Annotated in this window: 9 protein-coding genes; 7 read left to right on the forward strand and 2 right to left on the reverse strand. The window is 62.4% G+C overall.

Going from position 1 to position 22822, the window contains the following annotated elements:
- The first annotated feature begins 130 nt into the window (after positions 1–130).
- The 7 genes from pglW to UC32_RS20260 all read left to right on the forward strand — a co-directional run bounded on the left by pglW (position 131) and on the right by UC32_RS20260 (position 19891).
- Complete coding sequence (pglW, locus tag UC32_RS05570) at positions 131–4351, forward strand: BREX system serine/threonine kinase PglW (RefSeq protein ID WP_045730245.1); 4221 nt, start codon at positions 131–133, stop codon at positions 4349–4351.
- On the forward strand, positions 4348–7917 hold the full coding sequence (gene pglX / locus UC32_RS05575) for a BREX-2 system adenine-specific DNA-methyltransferase PglX (RefSeq protein WP_045730246.1): 3570 nt from the start codon (positions 4348–4350) through the stop codon (positions 7915–7917). Before pglW ends, pglX begins: the two co-directional genes overlap by 4 nt.
- Positions 7914–11696, forward strand: a complete 3783-nt coding sequence (locus UC32_RS05580; protein WP_052690527.1) for a DUF6079 family protein — start codon at positions 7914–7916, stop codon at positions 11694–11696. The genes pglX and UC32_RS05580 overlap by 4 nt, the downstream gene beginning before the upstream one ends.
- Positions 11693–14446, forward strand: a complete 2754-nt coding sequence (pglZ, locus tag UC32_RS05585; protein ID WP_045730247.1) for a BREX-2 system phosphatase PglZ — start codon at positions 11693–11695, stop codon at positions 14444–14446. The genes UC32_RS05580 and pglZ overlap by 4 nt, the downstream gene beginning before the upstream one ends.
- Positions 14439–15791 (forward strand): BREX system ATP-binding protein BrxD, encoded by a 1353-nt coding sequence (gene brxD, locus UC32_RS05590; RefSeq protein WP_200896323.1) that lies wholly within the window; start codon positions 14439–14441, stop codon positions 15789–15791. Before pglZ ends, brxD begins: the two co-directional genes overlap by 8 nt.
- A complete protein-coding gene (locus UC32_RS05595; RefSeq protein WP_045730249.1) occupies positions 15788–17926 on the forward strand; it encodes a DEAD/DEAH box helicase in 2139 nt (712 codons plus the stop codon). Before brxD ends, UC32_RS05595 begins: the two co-directional genes overlap by 4 nt.
- Positions 17927–18202: 276 nt before the next feature.
- Positions 18203–19891 (forward strand): SIR2 family protein, encoded by a 1689-nt coding sequence (locus UC32_RS20260; protein WP_152642566.1) that lies wholly within the window; start codon positions 18203–18205, stop codon positions 19889–19891.
- A gap of 297 nt (positions 19892–20188) precedes the next feature.
- Here UC32_RS20260 and UC32_RS05600 read toward each other — a convergent pair whose 3' ends face one another.
- On the reverse strand, positions 20189–21601 hold the full coding sequence (locus tag UC32_RS05600; protein WP_045730250.1) for an amino acid permease: 1413 nt from the start codon (positions 21599–21601) through the stop codon (positions 20189–20191).
- 44 nt (positions 21602–21645) lie between these two features.
- Positions 21646–22749, reverse strand: coding sequence for a histidinol-phosphate transaminase (gene hisC / locus UC32_RS05605; RefSeq protein ID WP_045730251.1), 1104 nt, complete (start codon positions 22747–22749; stop codon positions 21646–21648).
- Positions 22750–22822: the final 73 nt, after the last annotated feature.

Raw genomic sequence — 22822 nt, forward strand, 5'->3', positions numbered from 1 at the left:
GTCCCAGGCCAAAAAGCCGCAACTCGCCGGCGGAGCGCCGGCACCGGACCCAAAACGTGCATCCGAAACGTTGGTAATGTAAGCCAGTGGTGTCAAAGAGTTCGGAAGCAAGTTTCATGGGGGAACAGGTGTGGCGCAAGACCGCTGGATCGAAGTAAGCGATTCGCAGTTCCCGCATGAGGTCGAGGGCCTCGCCTACCTCAAGAGCAAGATTCCGGCTCAAAGTCCCTACCGGGTGTGGAGTAACTTCGAGTTCCGTGATAGCCGCGGCGGTTGGCACGAGGTCGACGCCCTGTTGCTGGGCCGTGGCGCTCTCCACCTTTTGGAGCTCAAGTACTACTCCGGCCGGCTGACCGGCAATGACACCCAGTGGCTCCGCGACGGAAGACGCGCGGAACCGTCACCGCTGCTTTTGGCACGACGGAAGGCTCAGTACCTGGCCTCAAAGCTCAAAGACGCGCTGGCTGACTGGGCACGTGAAAAGGGCATTGGATTCGACGAGGTGCGCGGCCTCGTACCCTTCGTCAATCAGGCCGTATTCCTTCACCACCCACGGTTTATCAGCGAGTTGCCCGTTTCCTCGGCGCTCGGTCTCTATGGACTCGACGAAGCCGAAGGTATCAGCCATCTTCCGGGTATCAGCGACTTAATTGGCCAGGAACCGCGTGCCAACGCAGCCATCGGTCAGAACCAGGAAGCGATCCTCGTAGATCTCATGGCGCGCATCGGCCTGGTCCAGCGCCGCGAACGCGAGGCCGGGTCGTGGATCATTGCAGACGGAGCCCTTGACGAGGGCCCCGGCTGGCAGGACTGGAGTGGCTATCACAAGGTCTCAAAGCAGGAAACGGTGCGGATCCGTTTCCAGGTCACGCCGCCGGGAACATCGCAGTCCGTAGCCAGCCGCAACTACAAGATCGCCGAACACGAATTCCGGCTCATGAGCCGGCTTTCACATGACGGTCTCTTGAGGCCCCGCGATCTGGTCGACTCTGAGCTCGGGGTCGGATTGGTCTACGACTACTCCGATGGCATGCAGCGGCTGGATCTGTGGCTCGCCGGGCAGCCTAACGGGCTGCCCCTGGATCAGCGCCTGTACATCATCCGTCAGCTGGCAGAAGCCCTCGACTACGCCCATCGCAACCAGGTGGTCCACCGTGGCCTGAGTCCCAAGGCCGTCTGGGTCAAGACGGTGCACGGACAGCCCAAGGTCTTTATCGGCGACTGGCAAAGCGCTGGCTTGGCTTCAGGCCAGGTCCTCACCGGCCACGCCGCCGATGGCGTCACTTCACTGCTGGATCGCAGGCCGGACCCCAATCAGGCTGACGCGTGGCTGACCGAAGCTTTTGAAGCCCCAGAGGGACGCTGGCAACCGGAATCAGCAGATCGTATCCGGGTGGACGTCTTTTCTCTTGGCGCCCTGGCTTACTTCATCCTCGCGTCGCAACGTCCCGCTGATTCGTCGCTGGTCCTTTCGGAGCGCCTCCGGAACCAGCGTGGCCTGGACCTGTCCCTCGAGTTGCCCTCTATCTCGCCAAGCATCCGCGAAGCCGTGCTGGGTGCCACCAGGCCCGCCCCCCGCGAGCGGTTCGACGGCGTTGGTAAGTTCGTGGACGCCTTGTTCGATTCCTCCTCGCCCTCCGCCTTAGCAAGTGAGGATGTCGACGCCGTCGAGGCTGCTCCGGGCACGGTTTTGGCTGACGGACGATTTACTGTCGTTCGCCGGCTCGGGCGCGGCTCTACTGCGGTCGGGCTGCTGGTTAAAGACGCGGACGACGACGGCGCGCAGCGCGTGTTGAAGGTTGCGGTGGACGCGAAGGCGGCGCAACGGCTCCACGAAGAGGCCGCAGTGTTGCGTGCGCTGTCCGGTCCGCGCTTGGTCAAGATTGTCGATGGGCCGCTCTCCCTCGGCGACCGCTCAGCCTTGCTGCTGGAGAGCGCTGGCGAGCAAACACTCAGCGAGCTGCTGCGCGAGCGTAAACGTCTCTCCCTGGACCTGCTGGAAAGACTCGGCCGGGACCTCCTTGAGGCACTTGTTCAACTGGACAAGGACGGTGTCGATCACCGCGACATCAAGCCAGGCAACTTGGGCGTTCGGACAGAGCGCAGCGGCAAACACCTCGTACTCTTCGACTTCTCTCTTTCCCGCGCTGCGGCGTCGGACGTCGCTGCAGGAACCCCTCCCTATCTTGATCCATTCCTGGGTGGGGTCCGGACTCGGTTCGATTCCGCGGCGGAACGATACGCTGCCGCCGTCGTTCTATTTGAAATGGCAACAGGTCACACGCCGTTCTATGGTGACCCGCTTGCCAACCCCGCGTCCGTACCGGATGAAGCCACGATCGAGGCCCACGACTTTGACCGGGCCGTTGCACCACGCCTCGTCTCCTTCTTCCGCACGGCACTGGCCCGCGACGCCAAGCGACGCTATGACACCGCTACTGAGATGCTGGAGAACTGGCGGGCTGCGTTCCCGACGGATGCCACCACCGCCCCGGAGAACTCGGATGAACTCGCGGCTCTGGCCACACCGGCCACCCCGCTGGAACAGTCCGGCCTTTCGGCGCGCGCCCTCTCCGCCCTGGAACCGCTCGGAGTCACCACCGTTGGGGAACTCACAGCCGTTGACCCAATCCGGCTCAACGCCCTTCGGGGCGTTGCACTCGCCACCCGCCGGGAGGCTTCAGCGCGGGCTAGCCTGTGGCGGGAAAAGTTCGGCGAGAAGAAGCAGGGAAATCCGGGGACCGCCCCGCTCCCCTCGGTGCTGGCCCTTGCCGAACAACTCATCGAGGCTGCGGGAACACGGAAGGCGGTGCAGTCCCGAGCTGCCGCCGGCCTGATCCTTGGCACATACGGCGATGTGGATGCATTTGCCACCCAGGCACAGCTGGGTGCAAACCTGCCCAACCCTGTCACTGCGGCCGGCGCGAACCAGCTCGTCGGAAAACTCCAGACTTCGTGGGCCGAAGATCCACGCGTGCTGGGCTACCTGCGTCACCTGACCAGCGTGGTGAACCAACGCCTTGCTGCCCTTGGCGGGACGGCAACGGTCGACGAACTGGCCGCGGAAGTGCTCGCCCAGACCACGATCGAGTCCGAGCGCACCGGCGAGAACGAACGCATCGCTCGAGGTCTCCTGCGGATCGTCATTGACCGTCAGCGGGCCCTCAAGCGCGCGGATGTCAACGACGAACCCCTTGAACTGCGTCGCCGGGAGGGCAGCGCGCTACTGATCGCCAGCGAGGCACCCTTGCTGGATGTGGCAGAGCGACTGGGCCGCGAAGGCGATGCGCTGCTTGCAGAGTCGACGGCGCAGCCCGCGCTTGTTCCTGCCGAGCGCGTCCAGCAACGGCTGTCAGCAATACTCGACGCTGCAGGCATCGAAGATCCTTTGCTGCGGGACAGGGTCCGACTGGCCCGCTTGGCCGCCGGGCTGTCCCGCCATGCCGCAGCGTCCGGTTCCGGCGAACTGCACGACCGGGATCTGTCCCAGGTCGAGGCGCTAGGGCTTGCCCTGCGCGGAGTGGCGGGGCCGCAGCGACTCTCGCCGCGCGAAATCGTGGACCGCGTGCGCGTCCGCTTCCCGGCCGTGCAGGGTCTTCCAACGTCGGGACGTCTCGCCGAGCTGCTCCGTGAGGCTGGCCTGGACCTGGTCCACGACCCCGGGTCCGGGACCTACGGTGCCCCCACCATTGTGGAACCAACTCAGAGCAGTTCCTCGCGCTTAGGCACTGGAACTCATGTCGGCGGCCTTGTGTCCGCCACATCCACACCGGAGCAAAGGCTCAACGAAAGCGTCACCCTGCGCTCCTTCCTGGCATTGGGCGCCCGCGCCGACCGCTGCGAGGCGCTAGCCTCCCGGCTGGAAACGGAATTCAACGCACAGCGGATCGACGTCACTGCACTGCTGCTGGACGAGCTGAAGTCCCTGAGCCTCCAGGAGGGTTTCCCATCCTGGGAGGCGCTGGTTCGCGCGGACGCACAGCCTGAGAACGACCGGGCTACCCGCGGTGTGGCCGCAGCGGTGAAGCTGGCCGTCCCCGTTGTCGAGACGGCCATCGCGCAGGCGACTGCCGGCGTTCCCGGACAGGAACCCCGGCCGGTCCTCATCGTCGAAGCTTCCCCCCTGGTCCGCTATGGACATGCCGACCTCATCCGGCGTTGGAGCGATCTGGCGACCCCGCGCGGCCAGGCGGTGTGGGTGATCCTGCCCCAGGTCGGAGCGAACCAAGGACCGCTGCTCGACGGCGTCTCGGTTCAGACGTCCCCCAACCAGTATCTTCGTATCGAAACCGCCTGGATTGACGCCCAGAAAGACCTCATCCCGGCAGCCGTCGAAGGAGCCACCGCATGACCATTGGCAAGGAACTCACTCCCAAGCTGCAGAAGCTGGTGCTCCGGGTCGAAGACGACCTGCGCGCTCGGCTGGAAGAAGATCCAGAGCTCAAGGCCAAGTGGCAGTCCGAGCACGCAGACGCCCTTCGCGCCGAACGCACCTCCTCCGCATGGGTCAGTTGGCGTGACGACCGCATCACGCAGGCTGCCGTCGGCTGGGTCCTGACCACGGTGTTCCTGCGCTTCTGCGAGGACAATGCGTTGCTCTCCAAGGTTTGGATCGCCGGCCCCGGCACCCGCCGCCAGGAAGCCTTCGACGCCGAAAACGCCTACTTCCGTGCACACCCGGAAAGCACCTGGCGTGAATGGCTTCTGGAAGGCATCCACTACCTACAGTCCTTCCCATCCACTGTCCCCCTGGTCGACCGGCACGCAGCACTGTGGCAAGTTTCCCCCTCCGGCGCTATGGCTAAGGAGATCCTGGATTTCTGGCGAGCCACAGACGAAGCCGGCGTTCCCCTCTACGACTTCCGGGATGAGGACCTTTCCACGCGGTTCCTCGGTGACCTCTACCAAGATCTCTCCGAGTACGCAAAGAAAACCTTCGCCCTACTCCAGACCCCAGAGTTTGTCGAAGAATTCATCCTCGACCAGACACTCACCCCGGCGTTGGCCGAGCGCCCATTGGAGGGGTTCCAGCTCATCGACCCGACCTGCGGCTCCGGACACTTCTTGTTGGGTGGCTTCAAGCGGCTACTCGACGAGTGGAGTTCCAAAGCCCCGAACCTAGAAGCACGCGAAAGGGTTCAGAAGGCGCTCGATGCTATCCACGGAGTTGATCTGAACCCCTTCGCCGTCGCCATCGCCCGCTTTCGACTAACGCTTGCTGCGCTTCAAGCCACGGGAGAGCGTGATCTCGAACGAGCGCCAGCTTTCACGTTTCATCTGGCGGTCGGCGATTCGCTGCTCTATGGGCGGGCTCAACGTGAACTCGACCTTGGTGTCGTCGATGCAGACACCGCAGTAAGCGGCTTCAGCTATGTCACGGAGGACCTAAGGCAGCTGAATCAGTTACTAACGCCAGGTCAGTATGATGTGGTGATCGGGAACCCGCCATACATCACCGCACCTGACTCATCCCCGAGAAAGCAGTACCGCGCCCGATACAAGTCAATCAAAGGTCAGTTGACACTTACCGTGCCATTCATGGAGCGGTTCTTTGCACTAGCCAAACGAATGGATCAAGGACAAAATGCTGGTTGGATTGGACAAATAACGGCGAACTCGTTCATGAAGAAGGAGTTTGGCTCGAAACTGATTGAGGAATTCCTCGTTCGTCAGGACCTCCGTCTGGTCATCGATACATCTGGGGCTTATATCCCAGGGCATGGGACTCCCACCGTGATAATCGTTGGCAAGCATCAGCGCCCCATAAGCCAAACGCTACGTGCCGTGATGGGCGTCCGAGGGGAACCTATCAAGCCTACCGATCCCGCCAACGGGATGGTGTGGCGTTCGATAGTGGAGCATATCGACCAACCAGGGCATGATGATGAATGGTGCTCCGTTATCGATCTGGAGCGCCAGCAACTGGCCATGCATCCATGGAGCCTCAGTGGTGGTGGCGCCCAAAGCGTCCTCGCCTCCATATCGAAGGCTTCAACCGAAACCTTGGGTTCTCTCGTCAGCGACATCGGCTGTACTACGAAGACCGGGACAGACGAGGCCTTCTTCGTCCCGACGAGTAGCACTCAAGTTCTTCGCCTCGGCAACGACACGATCCCCGTAGTTTTAGGCGAGGATATTCGCGATTTTAGGTTGAATCCTGCCTACTCAACAATCTTCCCCTACGACGAACTAGGACAACCCAAAGACCCATCGAAACCTACAATGCGTCATCTTTGGAGAGTTCGACGAGTTCTGGAGACGCAGCTCGATTTCCAGAAGACTAAGTCCGAGCGAGGTCTGCGCTGGCTAGACCACTCAATGTTCTTTCCCAACCGATTCCGCAATCCCCTGTCCATCGCCTTTGCAGAGGTCGCCACCCACAACCACTTTGTGCTTGATCGCGGGGGTAAGGTTTTCAAACAGTCTGCGCCCGTCATCAAGTTGCCAGACGGAGCGTCCGAGGACAGATACTTGGCCCTGCTTGGCGTTCTCAACTCCTCGACAGTCTGCTTCTGGCTTCGTCAAGCGTGTGCCGCTAAAGGTGGATCCGGAATAGGGAGAGGCATTCAGTCCGAGGCGTGGATGGAGCGATACAACTTCAACTCGAGCAACGTCGCCGACATCCCTTTGCCAGCTCCCCTTCCAGTTCAGAGCGGACGACGGCTAGACAATTTGACCCGCGCAACAAGTGCGGCTATGCCTGCCGCCGGGGTGGCATCGTCCCATCTGAACGACCAATCCATAGCGATCGCAGCAGAATCGTACCAATCACTCCGCCGCCAAATGATTGCTGCGCAAGAGGAATTGGACTGGGAAACATATCAACTGTACGGGCTGCTGGACGAGGAACTCACGTATGGCGGGGAATCGCTACCCGAAGTTGACCTGGGCCAGCGCACGTTTGAAATTGCATTAGCTAACGAAATGGCCGATGGACTCGCCGATTCCGCATGGTTTTCCCGACATGGGTCCAACCCCACCCTCGAGATACCAACGGACTGGCCCGAGGATTACCGGTTTCTAGTACAACGCCGTTTGGACGCCATAAAGACGAACCCCAGCATTCGGCTGCTGGAAAAACCTGAGTACAAGCGCCGTTGGGCTAACGATTCATGGGCAAGTCTGATGAAAGCGGCGCTCCGTAGTCGGCTGCTGGATAAGCTGGAGGACCCTTCCTTCTGGTTTGATGCACAAAATCGACCCGTGGCGCAAAGCGTCTCGCAGCTCGCCGATTTAGTATCCCGCGACGCGACGATGGTCAGTATCCTCGCTCTATGGGACGGAACCGTTGACGTAGATGTCTCATCGGCGCTGACAAGGATGTTTGTCGATGAAGCAGTCCCTTACCTAGCCGCACAACGGTTTCAAGATTCCGGCTTGAGGAAGCACGAAGCCTGGGAGGAGACGTGGGAGCTTCAACGCCTACAAGACCACGGCCAAGATGTGGGCAAGATCGCGGTACCGCCTAATTACTCGAGTGCGGACTTCCGCAAGCCGGCCGGGGCCAAAACAGATCCATGGTGGCAGGCTCGTGGAAAGCTGGATGTGCCCAAGGAAAGGTTCATTCTGTATCCGGACGTCGGTCGTTCAACGGACCCATCATTGCTACTCGGTTGGGCCGGTTGGGACCACGCGCAACGGTTCCTCGTTCTCGCGACCATCATGGATGAGCGGATTGCCGAGGGCGCGGACGATGCAAAACTGGTCCCGCTGGTCGCGGGCATGGCAGAGCTGTTGCCCTGGATCAAACAGTGGCATGCGGATCTTGATCCGACTTTTGGCATGAGCATGGCTGAGTTCTGTTCCGCCGAGCTGGAGGAACGCATGACCCAACTAAGTATCTCGACCACCGATCTGAAGGCATGGCGGCCCAGCACGGCAATCCCCGGCCGCCGCGCTCTCAAGGAGAACTCATGACGATCCTGCTTCGCGATGTCTTCGACCTCCCCGAACGCGCCGGTGTGGAGGACTATGTTCTCCGCCTAACCGACGCCGTTAGTGGCGAGGGCGCCCGGCACGCCCTCGACGACTACGTGGTCACTCCATCCCTCGTGGACGCCTTCGATTCCGCTCTGGGGCTCGTTTCCAATGCTGTCAGCACCGGCATCAACCGCGGGGCCTTCCTTACCGGATCCTTCGGTTCCGGTAAGTCCCACTTCATGGCCGTCCTTCACGCCCTGTTGCGTCATGATTCTATGGCGCGTTCTGTGGCGGAACTGCAGGAAACCACGACAAGGCATGACGCCGTTCTGTCGGGCCGAAATATCCTGCCACTTGCCTTTCATTTCTTGGACGGCAATTCCATGGAACAGGTGATCTTCGACGCCTACGTCCGCCATATCCAAGCTGCGCACCCTAACGCGTCGTTACCAGCACTTTTCGCCTCCGACGCCCTCCTCGAGGGCGCCGATAATCTGCGCCGCCGATTCGGAGACACCGCGTTCCTCCAAGGTCTCGGTGGTGAGGTGGCAGACGACGAGTTTGCCGGCCTGTTGGGCGCGAGCGGCTGGGACCTCGAGCGTTACCAGGCTGCTCGCATCTCACCGGCGCAGAGTGCTGAACGATTGTCGCTGGTCAGCGCTCTGATGGGGACGTACTACAAGGATGTCGTTCGATCCGGCGAATATGTGGACCTCGATTCCGGCCTCGCCATCATGTCAGCCCACGCCAAGAAGCTAGGGTATGACGCCGTCGTCCTGTTCCTCGATGAGCTAGTCCTGTGGCTAGCCTTCGGTATGCATGAACCGGAATTCTTTCGCCGAGAGTCCCAGAAGCTTACAAAGCTCGTGGAAGGATCTTACGGGGCGCTGGACGCGCCGCTGGTCTCCTTCGTGGCCCGCCAAATGGACTTACGCAAATGGTTCGCTGATGCGGGCGCCAACGGTGCGCAGCAGGAGGCTCTCGAGTCTGCGTTCCGCCATCAAGAGGGGCGTTTCCTACCGATCCCCCTGGGGGACGATAACCTCCCGTTCGTCGCCAGCAAACGCCTCCTTAAGCCGAAGGACGATGCCGCAAAGGAGTCCATAGACGACGCCTTCACACGGCTGGACCGCAACCCCAAGGTCTGGGACGTACTGCTCGACGGAGTCAACGCAGACGACCAGCACCGCGGTTCGGATGAGAAAGCCTTCCGGCTCACCTACCCATTTGCCCCCGCGTTAGTCTCCACCCTGCGATCGCTGGCCAGCGTTATGCAGCGCGACCGCACCGCACTGAAGGTCATGCAACAGATGTTGGTGGACCGCCGGAACACCATGAGCATCGAAGAGGTCATCCCGGTCGGAGACAGCTTCGACTACATCGTCAAAGGCCAGGCCGGGGCTGCCCTTGACGCGCAGGCCGCGGCACTCTTCCGGTCCGCGACCCAGCTGTACCAGGACAAGCTGCTGCCCAAGATACTCTCCACGCATCACCTGGCTGCAACGGACCTGCAGGATCCCCTCCGGCTGACCCCGGCGTTCCGAGCGGACGACAGGCTCGCCAAAACGCTGCTGCTCTCCGCCGTCGCCCCCAACGTCCCCGCCCTGAAGGCCCTGACGGCTGCCCGGCTCGCCTCGCTGAACCACGGATCCATCGCTTCCCCGCTGCCCGGCGGAGAGGCCAACATTGTGCTGGCCAAGGTCAAGAACTGGTCCCGTGAGGTGCCCGAAATCCATGTGGGCTCGGAACCGCTGAACCCCATCATCCGGGTCCAACTGTCTAATGTGGACTACGAGTCAATCGTGGAGAAAGCCAAAGGCGAGGACAACCCCGGTCGCCAGCGTGAGCTCATCCGCAAGCTGGTGGCCGAAGGGCTCGGCCTGGAAATCGGCGACCCCGATGCATGGAACGTCTACCGGCACCCAGTGGTGTGGCGCGGCTCCAAACGCGAGGTGGAATTGGTCTTCGGCAATGTACGTGATGCCGGCTGGCTCACAGACGAGCATTTCCGTGCAGGGGCCGGCGCCTGGCGCTTCGTCATAGACCACCCTTTCGATGAACAACAGCACACTGCCACCGAAGACATCGAGCGCATCGAAACCCTGCGCGCGCGCAATTTCACCTCGCGAACGGTAGTCTGGCTACCCCGCTTCCTCTCGTCAGATTCGATGCGCGACTTGCGTCGGCTCGTGGTTCTCGACTGGTTGTTGGAAGGTACCGGGGACCGGTGGAACAGCCACGCCAACCACCTCAGCGAAGTCGACCGCAACCAGGCACGCGGTATCCTCGAGTCGCAGCAGGCGGCCTTGCGTGAGGGATTGTTGCGCGTCATTCAGCAGGCGTATGGCGCAGCGACTCCCGCACCCGGCACCCTGTTGGAGGACCCCGCACATGTGGAAGTCCTGTATTCGCTCGATCCGGAATATGTACCCCAGCCGCCGGTTGGGGCAACTCTTGGGGCAGGATTCAGGCAGCTGGTAAATCGAGCATTCGAATCCTCGTATCCCGGGCACCCGCGCTTCGAGCCGGAGGACACCGAGATCAGGGCAGCCGACGTAAAGGCAGTTGCCGCCGCGCTTGAGGCCGCCGCTGCCGATCCTGAAGGCCGCGCCCCCTATCCGGGAGATGCCCGGACAGTCCGCCGGATCGCCAACCCTTTAGAGGTCGGGCTCGCAGGAGAAACGCATTTCCTCTTCGGTGACGGCCGCTTCGGGCCGTGGGGCGCCGCGATTGAGCGAGGACTCTCCCGCGCCGGCATAGGCAATGACGACCCCGTCACCGTTTCGAAGCTGCGCGAAATCATCGCCGGAGTTGAACCGGCACATGGGCTGCGCAACGAGGTCTCGGACCTGATCGTCATTGCGTGGGGTTTGTTGCGCCAGCGTGCCTGGTTCAACCATGGCGGAGCCTTACCCGCCACCCCACCGCCCGGTTCGCTCCAGCCCAGCATGGAGCTGCGCCCGCAGCCGATGCCCACTGAAAAGGAATGGGAAGCCGCCCGGGCCACGGCGGGCCGTGTCTTGGGTATCGAGGCCCCGAAGTACCGCACCCCTGCCGCCGTGGTCACCCTTGCCGACGCGACCCGAACGCTTTCACGCCGAACTGTTACTGACGCGGATGTGCTGGTCAACGCCTTGGAGTCCGCCGCAACAAGGCTCGGGATCGACGGCGGGCCACGCCTTCAACTTGCCCGTGGGATTGCGACTACTCTGGGAGCGCTGCAGCACCAGAACGGTGTCACGCTGATCCAGACCCTGGCTGGCCTTGATCTCCCGGCTTCGCCAGAGGAAGCGGCAGCATCCCTGGCCCGCGCCAAGGAAGTTGCCGCAGCCTTATCGACCTTCGCGTGGAACCGGCTGGCTCCCGTCCGTGAAGCTGCCAAGGGGCAAGATATTCGCGCGGATGCCGCGCAAGAAATCCTCGATGATCTCACAACCGCTTTGAAGGGCCATGAGCACGCCTACACGTGCGTGGAGGCGCTCCAGACTGCCGAAGACAGAATATTTGATTGGCTCGCCACGGCGTCGCCCCCGCCTGTCATGCCTCCCGTTCCTGTCTCCCCACCTGTTCCACCGGTGGTTACACCCGAACCTACTGAAGGTAAACCCGAGTGGCCGGACGACGTCGATCTCCCGGCCGCGTCGGCACAGCAAGCAACTCCTGGTGGGGAATGGCGCACAGCTAGTGGCGGAGACACCGTGGTAGCCGAACTGCAGGAGTTCATCCGGAAAAACCCGGGTCGCCGTGTCGAGGTGCAGTGGAGGATCGTCGAGTGAACGGCCAGGCAGCCGTTCAGAGCACGGTGAGTACCGCCGTTGTCCGTTCCCTCATCTCCGCGGCCCGCAAGCACAGCACTCAGCGCGTGATCGGCCTCCGTGCAGTCCCGGACGCGAATGCTGAACGACGCTTCGCCGATTCCGGAGAGCGCGTACACGTACTGCCGTGTGTTTCGTCGCTGGCCATCCTAGACGCGTTGCACAACCGTGCCGGTGATGAGTGGCTCGTGATCCTGACAGACCGGCCGGAAGAGGATCTGGGGGCCGGAATCCTCGGGCACTTTGCGAACCAGAGGCTCCAGACACCAGGTTCGTGGGAAGCACTCAAGGAACGTTTCGGTGCTGATCGGATCGACCGTCCGCTGTCCACTCTCAAACAGCGGCTGCCAGTGGCACAAGGCCTATTGCGCATCACCCCCGACGAAGGATGGCCCACAGCTCCCGGAGCAGTCCTGACCATCGACCATGCCTTCGCTTCAGTCGCGGAGCGGCAGCTGGCACTGCAGCGTGGTCCGGTAGACGGCCTCAGCGTCCTCGATTGGACCATGCGGACCGATGCCACAAACCGCATGGCAGACCTGCGCGAATTTGGCGGCAACGAACTTACTGACGCCGTTCTTCAATGGCTGACGGACCGCGCAGGCGAGGCCGGGAAGCCGCTCCTGAGGTTTCTTCTCACCGGCCGCGCGGCCGAAGCAGTGCCGGTCGGTATCGCCTTGAACATCCTGACCGAGACGGTCGGGCGGACCGCCCAGGACCGGCAGCTCAGCGAGCTTGCGCTGGCACGTCTCGAACACCTGTGGGCCGGCTCCGCGGAACCAATCACCCCTTCCATGCTGGTGGCACTCGGTAAGGCAGCCCGCAACGTTGTCGAAGCGCAACTGGAGGATCCGGCCCGCTGGCAGGAGGCTCATGCGGCGCTGCAAGCATCCGACAGATTACTCATCAAGATCCAAGCTTCCAGCCTAGTCCGAGATTCGCAGCTGCTCCCCGCCGGACTCACCGCGATGTTACAACGGCTTGCGGAAACGCTACGTTCGTTCCCTGAGTCCGGGATCGACGCCGTGGAAAAGGCCTGGGCAGCGGCCGAAGACCACCGTCTGGCATATCCGGTACGAGGCAACGCCCGGGATCCGCGCGTGGCCCCATTCCACGCTGCCGTCAGACTAGCCCGCTGGCTTACCGGCAAAAACACTCTTCCCAGCGGTTTCATCGGTGCCGTCCATCTGCATGCTCACGTCCACGCTTGGGTCGACGCCGCCTACAACGACGTGGCTGCCGGCGTCAGCGACCAACTCCTGGGCGAAGGTCTAGCCACCATCCTGCGACTCACTGAAAAGCGGCGCCACGGCCACGACCGAGAATTCGCGCGGCTGCTGGCTACGTCAACCTCTTCGGACGAAGGCAGAGCGACAGGCCAGTTGGACGGCGCAGGAGACCCCGTGTGGCATCTCGAGCGCTTGCTGCCTTCAGTGGTTCTGCCACTCGCCCGAGCAAAGAACACACTCCTGCTGGTTCTCGACGGCATGAGCGCCGCCAGCGCCGCGGAACTCTCCTCCACCGTGCTCCACGGGAACGAGGGCTGGGCCGAGGTTATTCCGGCTGCATCGGAACGCCGTGGGTCCGCCGTGGCCGTGCTACCAACGCTCACGAACCTCAGCCGAGCTTCCCTGTTCAGCGGCGAGTTGACGTCCGGAGGGCAGTCCCGCGAATTGTCCGGCTTCGCCGCAGTGACAAAGACCGGCGGGATCGCCCAATCACAGCTCTTCCACAAGGCGCCCCTCGATTCATCGCGTCCTGGATTGGCCCTGCAGGACGACATTTCTGTTGCCATCGCCGACCAACGGACCTCGCTCGTGGCCTGCGTTCTGAACACCATTGATGACGCCCTGGACAAGAGCGACCCGGCCGGAACCACGTGGACGCCTGACACCGTCCGGCACCTGCGACCGTTGCTATCCGCCGCGATGGCCGCCGGACGCACCGTGGTCATGACGTCCGATCACGGGCACATCGTGGAGCGTCGGCGCGGGGAACTGCGCGCCTTCGGTGAAGCGAGCAGCGCACGGTCCCGGCTGCCGGAAACCCCTATCGGTGAAGATGAGGTTCTTGTCCAGGGACGCCGAGTTCTCGCCGAGGGTGGCCGCGCAGTGCTCGCTGTCGATGAAACTCTGCGCTACGGACCGGTCAAGGCCGGATACCACGGAGGCGCTTCCCCCGCTGAGGTAGTAGTTCCCATTGTGGTTCTCGTTGCGGGCGACAACGTCCCGGACGGGTGGAAGCTGGCGCCATCACAGGAACCGCTGTGGTGGTCAGTTACGGCCGCCGGCGCCGCGGCGCGCCCAGCTATCCCGGGTGCCGGGCTGACGAAGACCGCCAAGGACAACACGCCATCGATGCTCGACATCCTCGATTCCACCGACCCGTTGCCCGCGTCGCGGTTGGGCGCCGCCGTCGTGTCCTCAGGCATGTACAAGGCGCAGAAAGCGATCGCGGGCCGACTCGCAGTGTTCGATAAACAAGTCTCCGCGCTGCTAGACGCGCTGACCGCCGGGCCGGGGACCCGGCTGACCAAGGAGGCTGCCGCCGTCGTCCTCCAAGTCGCACCCACGCGCATGGACGGCGCGATAGCCCAACTGCAGAAGCTGCTCAACGTCGAAGGCTACGGGGTGTTGCGTGTCGACGGTTCCATGCTGGTCCTGGACGCACGGCTGCTCCGCGAACAGTTCGGGGTGACAGATCGTGGCTGACGTCTCCCCGCGCAGGCGCCGCGAAGTGATCGACGCCCTGCGGCGCGGCACGGTTCCTTCCAACGGACTCGACCTGCTGGCTGTCGGTCTGGAGCGTTTCCAGCGCGCCGCCGACGAGGAACTCGAGACGGTCGCGGCTAGTGGCGCCGTGGTCAAGGCTGTCCGTGGTGAGTACGGCACGGGTAAGACGTTCTACACCCGCCATCTTGCGGAAAAAGCCCTCAGGATGGGTTTCGCCGCCGCCGAGGTGCAGATTTCCGAGACCGAGACCCCGCTGCACAGACTCGAAACCGTATACCGGAGAATTACCGAGTCGCTCCGCACAGCCTCGGTAGCACCCAGTGCGTTCCGTTCCGTCCTAGATGCTTGGCTGTTCACCCTTGAGGACGATGCCATCGCCGCAGACCCCTCTCTGGCTACCGCTTCCGCGGCTGAGTTAGCGGCCGCCGCGGATGGATTGCTGGACCGGCGATTGGCCGAGGTGAGTGCGAAGACACCTGCCTTCGCCCAAGCACTCCGCGGTTACCGGGCAACCGTAACCGCTGGAGATGCTGCCGCTGCGGACGGGCTTGCCGCATGGCTCGGTGGCCAGCCCCATGTGGGCGCTTCGGCCAAGCGCGGGGCTGGCATCCGTGGCGACCTTGACCACTTCGGTGCCTTGGGATTCCTGCAGGGTCTGCTGTTGATCCTGCGCGACGCCGGGCATCCCGGCCTGCTGGTGGTTTTGGACGAGGTTGAGACCCTGCAACGAATGCGGTCGGATGTGCGGGACAAAGCCCTCAACGCGCTGCGCCAGCTCATGGACGAAGTGGATTCCGGTCGGTTCCCAGGGCTGTATCTGGTTCTGACTGGAACACCGGCTTTCTTCACCGGCCCATCGGGAGTGGCCCGCCTGGCGCCCCTTGCACAGCGCCTGGCGACGGATTTCGGCACCGATTCGCGCTTCGACAACCCTCGCGCCGTACAGATCCGTTTGGCTGGCTTTGACCGTGACGCGCTTGAAGCGTTGGGTGTCAAGGTACGGGACCTTTACCTTCTCGGTGCCGACGCTCCTGACCGTATCCGCCAGCTCGTTGATGATCCCTACATCTCGCATCTGGCAGACGCCGTGACCGGCGGTTTGGGCGGCAAGGTCGGCATCGCGCCGAGAATCTTCTTAAAGAAACTCATCGGCGACGTGTTGGACCGTGTTGACCAGTTCGCTGGCTTCGAACCGCGCCAGCACTACGCTTTGACCCTCGCCCGCGAGGAACTAAGCCCGGAGGAACGCAACGCCGTGGGCGGCAGCGTCGGAATGGCCGGCAGCTACGCGGCGACCACGGACGACGTCGAAATCGACCTATGACCCAACTTGCGGGGTTCGACGCGCTCCACACGGTGGTCCAGCACCACATCGCCAACACCCTGGGCTGGGGTGGGCTGCGGTCATTGCAGTCAGAGTCCATCGGTCCCGTACTTGGTGGCAACGATTGCCTGCTCCTGGCTCCCACAGCCGGCGGTAAGACCGAGGCAGCGTTGTTCCCTCTGCTGACCCGTATGGCCGAGGAGGCGTGGACAGGGACCTCTGTGCTCTACGTGTGTCCCCTGCGCGCGCTGCTGAACAACCTGGAACCACGGGTCGCTTCCTACGCCGGATGGCTCGGACGTACTGCGGCCGTCCGGCACGGCGACACCGCTGCAGGCGCCCGCAAGCGCCAAGTCTTTGACCGACCGGACATCCTGCTGACGACCCCGGAATCACTCGAATCAATGCTCGTGTCCACGCTGGCGGATCCCCGGACCCTCTTCGCGGATGTGCGCGCCATCGTCGTCGACGAAGTCCATGCCTTTGCCGGAGATGATAGGGGCTGGCACCTGCTGGGAGTTGTCGAACGCATCTCCAAACTGGCTGGCCATCCGCTGCAACGGATTGGACTGTCCGCGACGGTAGGCAATGCCGCGGAGCTCTTGACTTGGCTGCAAGGCAGCAATCGGCTCTCGGAGATACCGGCCTCGGTCATCGCCCCGGACGGCGGCTTTGCGGTCGCACCGCAGATGCAGCTCGATTTCGTAGGCAGCGATCTAAACGCTGCCAAAGTGATAGCGGCTCTGCATCGCGGCGAGAAACGGCTCGTCTTCGCCGATTCGCGACGAACGGTGGAAAAGGTGTCGCTGGGGCTGCGGGATCTTGAGGTGGAGACATTCGTTTCGCATTCGTCCTTGTCCGTCGATGCCCGGAGGCAGGCCGAAACCGCATTCTCCCAAGCTCGGAACTGCGTCATTGTGTCCACCTCGACCCTCGAACTCGGCATCGACGTCGGCGACCTCGATAGGGTGGTCCAGATCGGTGCACCGCGCACCGTCGCCTCGGTATTGCAGCGGCTCGGCCGGACCGGCCGCAGACCAGGAACCGAGCGGAACATGCTTTTCCTGTCCACGGACGACGCACAATTTCTCGGCGCCTGCGGCCTGTTGCTGCTGTGGTCGGAGGGCTATGTTGAGCCGGTCACTCCCCCGCCGTCGCCTCTGCAATTGGCAGCACAGCAACTCTTGGGGCTAGCTCTGCAGGAACGGCGAATCGGGGCCAACACATGGCACGAGTGGTTCTCCGGGCTTGAGCTCGCTTCGCCTGCTGAGTGGCAGGACATCGCTGCGTGGCTGGTGGAAACGGGGCACCTGGATTCGGACCAAGGGATGCTGTTCATGGGCCCCGAAGCTGAGCGAAAGTACGGCGGCGTGCACTACCGGGACCTGATGGCGGTGTTCACAGCGGAACCGCAGGTCGTAATTCTGCACAGCCGCGAGGAAATCGGCTCTGTCGACCCTATGGTGCTACAGCGCAAAGTTGACGGTCCGCGGCTCCTTACCCTCGGAGGCAGGGCGTGGCAGGTGAACTACGTCGATTGGAAGCGCCACCGAGCCTACGTTGAACCATCTGCAAACGCTGGGGACTCCAAATGGTCAAGCATGCCGCAGCCGGAGTCCTATGCCCTGAGCGATGCAACTCGGCGGGTGCTGCTCGGAGCCACTCCGGCCGGCGTGCTGCTATCCAAAAGAGCTGTGACCAAATTGGGCGAACTGCGGGAAGAATATGCAGGCCGAGTTTCCGGTGATTCGACTGTCATACGTGGCGAGCCGAATGGGAGGCTTCGCTGGTGGACATGGGCCGGAGCGCGGGCCAACGCCGTCTTGGTCGCTGGCCTCCTGGAGGTGGCGCCCGAGTTGTTGGATGAGTCGAGGGCCTTCAATAACTGGCAAATTGGGCTGCGTGGCGACACAACCGCTCCTGCTCTGGCCAAGGCCAAGCGCGAGATCCGGGGTGTGCTTCAAGACGAGCCGCAAAGGCTCCTGCCGCAGGTTGATGAGCGTGCGCTCAGAACACTGAAGTTCGCGGAACTACTGCCTCCTTCAATGGCTGCGAGCACGCTGGCGGAGCGAAACAGCGATTACGCGGGTGCGGCGCGGATAGCCAGATACAGCGTGGCATCTTCGGATGCGTAGTTGGGGCCTGCAGCCACTGTCCATGCCTTGGAGGCGGGGCTGCAACTAGAGCACCAATTGTCCGTTGCTTCTGAGAGGCACCGCCTGCAATGACTGTCAAGGTGAGCGCGTACTTAGGCAAGAGCAGGAGTGGCTGCGACGGAACTGAGCCGGACGTTTCGTGCTAGCTAATCCATTAGTGTGTCTGATACAGATCCGAGCTGCTGCCGTTTGCGGTATCGAACACGGCGTAAACGTCAGCCGGAAACAGCGCAGAGTAACTGTAAAGTCGCCGATGTGAATGTTGAATCGAATCGTAGTCCGTCTACTCCTCTGCGGCCTCACGTTTTTATTGCTATGGCAGATATCCTCCATCTGAACTGTGACGCCTGGCTTCTACCGACAGGCGTGGAAGTCAAGATCAGCGATTACTGGAAGGACGGAAACCCAGACCTGGAGCGCCTTGCACATAGTTCAGCAGGACCGGAGTTTCGGTCCGGATCCAAGCTCGCCCAAGCGGTTGACGGTTGGCTGCAGGACTCAGCGCTTCCTATCCTGACCTCTGTCACAGTGAGCAACCTCTGGCCCTCAGGAGAACTTCAGAAGCGAATTCATGCCTTCGCGCAGGCAGCGGTTGAAGCCATCCCTTCGCGCCCGTCCTATAGAGCACTACCTCTTCTTGCCATTCCTTTCTTCGGGACAGCAGGAGGAGGAGCCGGTAGAAACCTCGGGGAGATGCTGACGCAATTGCTACAAGCGGCGGTATCAGCAAGTTTGGCGTACGAGGTTGACGTAGCGATTGTATTACGAGACAAAGCCGCCTTTGCGCTGGCGCAAAAACTTCGACGCGAAAAGAAGGACATTTATTGGTCATCCTTGAGTTCCGATCAACTAGAGTTGGCCGAATCCTTAGCCGCAAAAGCTAGGAAAGGCACGCTAGTGCCATTCCTAGGCGCAGGTGTAAGCGTAAGTGCAGGTGCCCCCGACTGGAAGAAACTGATCGGTAAACTCTCAGATCATGTGAGCCTAGAATCAATTGGTCCAGGCGTTTTCGCTGCATTACCGGTGTTGGACCAGGCAGGACTCCTGGAGCAACTCTTCGAGAAACAAAAACAGCCAGGTGAATTCAGGGAAACCATCTGTCAAGAAGTAACAATGCTTCGGTATGGGCTAGCACCCGCATTGCTCGCTACCTTACCCGCTGCAGGCACAATTACACTCAACTACGACACACTCTTCGAAACAGCTTGCTTAGACGCTAAACAGCCTCGCACCGTAATCCCCGATGATCATCCCACGGCAGGCGATCGCTGGCTTCTGAAGCTTCACGGTACAGTTACGAAGCCGGAAACTATAGTTCTCACACGCGGCGACTATCTCGATCACACCGCCAATCGCCAAGCGCTTTCTGCCCTAGTGAAGGCACACCTCGTGACGCACCACATGTTGTTTGTTGGATTTGGACTTGAAGACGACCATTTTCACGAGATTGTTCATGATGTGCGCCGCGCCCTTCCTCAGCAACGCTTAGATAAATCCCGGCCCTTCGGAACCGTCCTCACCCTCCGGCAACAGGACCCAAAACAACACCTCTGGCGTGGCCAACTTGAATTCGCTTCTGCTAGTGACGCAGAGTCGAATGCTGGAGGTAACCCGTTACATGAACCCGAAGCATTGCTAGCAGCAGGGCGCAAACTAGAGATTTTTCTTGATGCGCTTGCAGCCTTTTCCTCAGACAACCACTCCTACTTGTTAGCTCCTCTTTACACAAAGGGTTTAGGCGCTGAGGAAACTAGCTTGAGATCGCAGTTGCTTCAAGTTGCTGACAGTAACCGTCAGGAGGAATCCGAAGTCGGGTCAGTTCTTCGGGAATCGTTGATGGATCTTGGATGGGACCCTGCTTACAGCTATCCAAAGAAGGTATTCCGACGCCTCGGATCGAGACGGTCGTTCTTTTCATCACGCTTTAAGAATCAAGCACACTAACCGACGATACATACTCGGCGGCAATCAGTGTTGTCGTTGCAACACTGGTACTTCCGTCCGGGCACAACCATTGATAAGGGAAGTTTATGGCTGGGTAAACATAAAGCTCGCGCTTCGTTTGGAGGACCAAACTACGAACAGATGATGGCGGCTTCCTGGGTATGGCTCCGCTGTCAGGATGAAAACCGACCAGCGTTACCGGTCTCGGGACTACACGCTCCAATAATGGAGGGCCGCCTGGCCAAAGCCAGGCGGCCCTCCATGAAATAAGCCGAGAAGCGGTCAAAGCCGCCTGATTTAGTCGACGAGCACTGGGTGCTTGTCATCGTTCGAAGCTTCAATGCGACCCGTAGCCTTCCCGGTGCGGTGGTTCAGCCAGTTAGCCACCGCAAGAAGCGCCACAAGCGCGAAGGTACTCAGGAGTTGAGGACGGGAATCTTCGCCGATGAAACCAACCGTGAAGATTGCTGCGAGGATGACCAGCCCAACAACAGTTAGCCACGGGAACCCAGGCATGCGCAGGGGAAGCTCCGTTCCCTCACGGTCCGCGCGGAGGCGCAGCGCGAGCTGGGCCAGGAGCGCGGACGTCCATACCAGCAGGCAGGTGGATCCCACGATGTTGAGCAGGACGCCTAGGACCATCTCCGGGAAGGCCAGCTCCAGTACCACCGTGACAACACCGAAGGCCACGCTGGCCAGGACGGCAACCACCGGCACCCGTGCCCTGGAGACGGAAGCGAGCCAGCGCGGCGCCTCACCGCGCTCGGCCAGGGAGAACGCCATCCGCGAAGCGCCATAGAGGTTGGCGTTGAGTGCGGACAGCAGTGCCGCGACCGCAACTAGGGTGATGGCGGTGGCAGCGCCCGGCATGCCGGCGGCGTCCAGCACCGCGGCGAACGGGCTCTTGAGTCCCGCTGAACCCACGGGCACCACAGCAGCGATCACGAAAATGGCACCGATGTAGAACACCAGGATGCGCCACAGCACGGTCCGGACTGCCTTCTTCACGCTGCGGGCCGGCTCCGCCGTCTCAGCTGCCGCCACGGAGACAATCTCGGTGCCGCCGAACGCGAATGCCACCACGAACAGCGCCGTCGCAATTCCGCTGAAGCCGTTGACCGCGAAGCCCTCCCCCATGAAGTTGGCAAGGCCCGGTGACTGCACGCCCGGCAGCCAGCCGACGAGCAGCGCAAAGCCGACCAGCAGGAACCCGACGATCGCCGCGACCTTCAGCAGGGCGAACCAGAACTCGAACTCGCCGAAGTTCTTCACGCTGGTCAGGTTCACGGCGGTGAGCACCACGATAAACACGAAGGCCATCAGCCACACCGGCAGGGCCGGGAAGATGGTGGCCAGCAGGCCGGCCGCACCTAAAGCCTCGGCCGCGATCACCACCACCAGCTGGATCCACCACAGCCAGCCAACCGTGGCGCCGGCCACCGGCCCGTACGCCTTGGCGGTATAGACAGAGAACGCTCCGCTGTCCGGGTTGGCGGCGGCCATCTCGCCGAGCGCCCACATCACCAGGATGATTAGCGTGCCCGCCACGAGGTAGGAGATCAGCACCGCCGGGCCGGCGGCCTGGATGCCGGCGCCGGAGCCGATGAACAGGCCGGCGCCGATGGCGCTGCCCAGGCCCATCATGGTCAGCTGCCGGGGTTTGAGGGCCGCGCCGAGGGCGCGGGCAGACGTCGTTGTCTGGTGTTCCATGGGAATTCCTCTTATTTGATCGGTGGAACGGAAGGAGAAAAGGATCAGGAAGTGGCCAGCGGCGCGTGGGCTTCGAGAATCCAGAGCACGCGGTTGTTGGAGGCGGGGTCGGCAACGGTGATCCGTACACCATCGCCCTGGTACGTCCGGACCAGAATCCCGGCGGCATCGAACGCATCCACGAGCAAGGCCAAAAGTGGGGCGTCGGCGCGGATCCACAGGAAGTTGCCCTGGCTCGGCTGCAGCCTCCAGCCCTGGGCCTCCAGCTCCGCTGCCATTCGGGCGCGCTCCTGCTTCACCAGGGAAACCCGCGCTGCCATCTCCTCCCCCGCGTCCAACGAAGCGACGGCCGCCTTCTGCGCCAGCGCGCTCACGGCGAACGGCAGGGCGGTGCGCCGCAGACCTTCGGCGATTGCCGCCGTCGTAATCGCGTACCCGACGCGCAGTCCGGCGAGCCCGTAGGCCTTGGAGAAGGTGCGCAGGATGCAGACGTTCGGGTACCGGCGGTAGAGCGCCAGGGAGTCAGGGCCGCTGCCGGCGTCGGCGTACTCCACGTAGGCCTCGTCGATCACCACCAGGATGTCGGAGCGGACGGACTCCAGGAAGGCTTCGAGGCGGCGGTGGCTGATGGGCACGCCGGTGGGGTTGTTGGGGGTGCAGAGCAGGATCACCCTGGTGCGGTCGGTGACGGCGGCGGCCATGGCATCCAGGTCGTGGCCCTCGGCGTGGTCCAGCGGGACGCGGACCGGCCGGGCGCCGGCCAGCTCCACCAGGATGGGGTACGCCTCAAAGGAGCGCCACGCGCACACCACCTCATCCCCGGCGTCGCACAGCCCGGTGATGATCTGCTGCAGGACGCCCACGCTGCCGGGCCCCATCGCCACCTCCTCAGCGGTGACGCCCAAGTGCCGGGCGATGCGTTCGCGGAGTTCGACGGCGGCCATGTCCGGGTAGCGGTTCATCTTGCCGGCCGCTTCGGCCACCGCGGCGGTGGCGGCGGGCACGGGGTCGTAGTGGCTTTCGTTGCTGGCGAGGGCGGCGATGTCCGCGCCGAGGCTGCGCCGGCCCGGGACGTATGCCGGCAGACCGGTGACCGCGGCGCGCAGGGTGGGCAGCGCCGATGGGGCCAGGAGTTGTTCAGGGCTCATGAGGTCCGATCATGGAAGTGACCCGGACCACAATGCAAGGTAGGCTTCCGTGCTTGGGACTTCTGCTCAACTT

Origin of the sequence: Pseudarthrobacter chlorophenolicus (assembly GCF_000962805.1) — a bacterium.
GTDB classification, from domain to species: domain Bacteria; phylum Actinomycetota; class Actinomycetes; order Actinomycetales; family Micrococcaceae; genus Arthrobacter; species Arthrobacter chlorophenolicus_A.

Coding starts and splice junctions, on each gene's coding strand:
- pglX (WP_045730246.1), top strand. CDS start 4,348: ATGACCATTGGCAAGGAACTCACTCCCAAGCTGCAGAAGCTGGTGCTC.
- UC32_RS05600 (WP_045730250.1), bottom strand. CDS start 21,601: ATGGAACACCAGACAACGACGTCTGCCCGCGCCCTCGGCGCGGCCCTC.
- UC32_RS05580 (WP_052690527.1), top strand. CDS start 7,914: ATGACGATCCTGCTTCGCGATGTCTTCGACCTCCCCGAACGCGCCGGT.
- hisC (WP_045730251.1), bottom strand. CDS start 22,749: ATGAGCCCTGAACAACTCCTGGCCCCATCGGCGCTGCCCACCCTGCGC.
- UC32_RS05595 (WP_045730249.1), top strand. CDS start 15,788: ATGACCCAACTTGCGGGGTTCGACGCGCTCCACACGGTGGTCCAGCAC.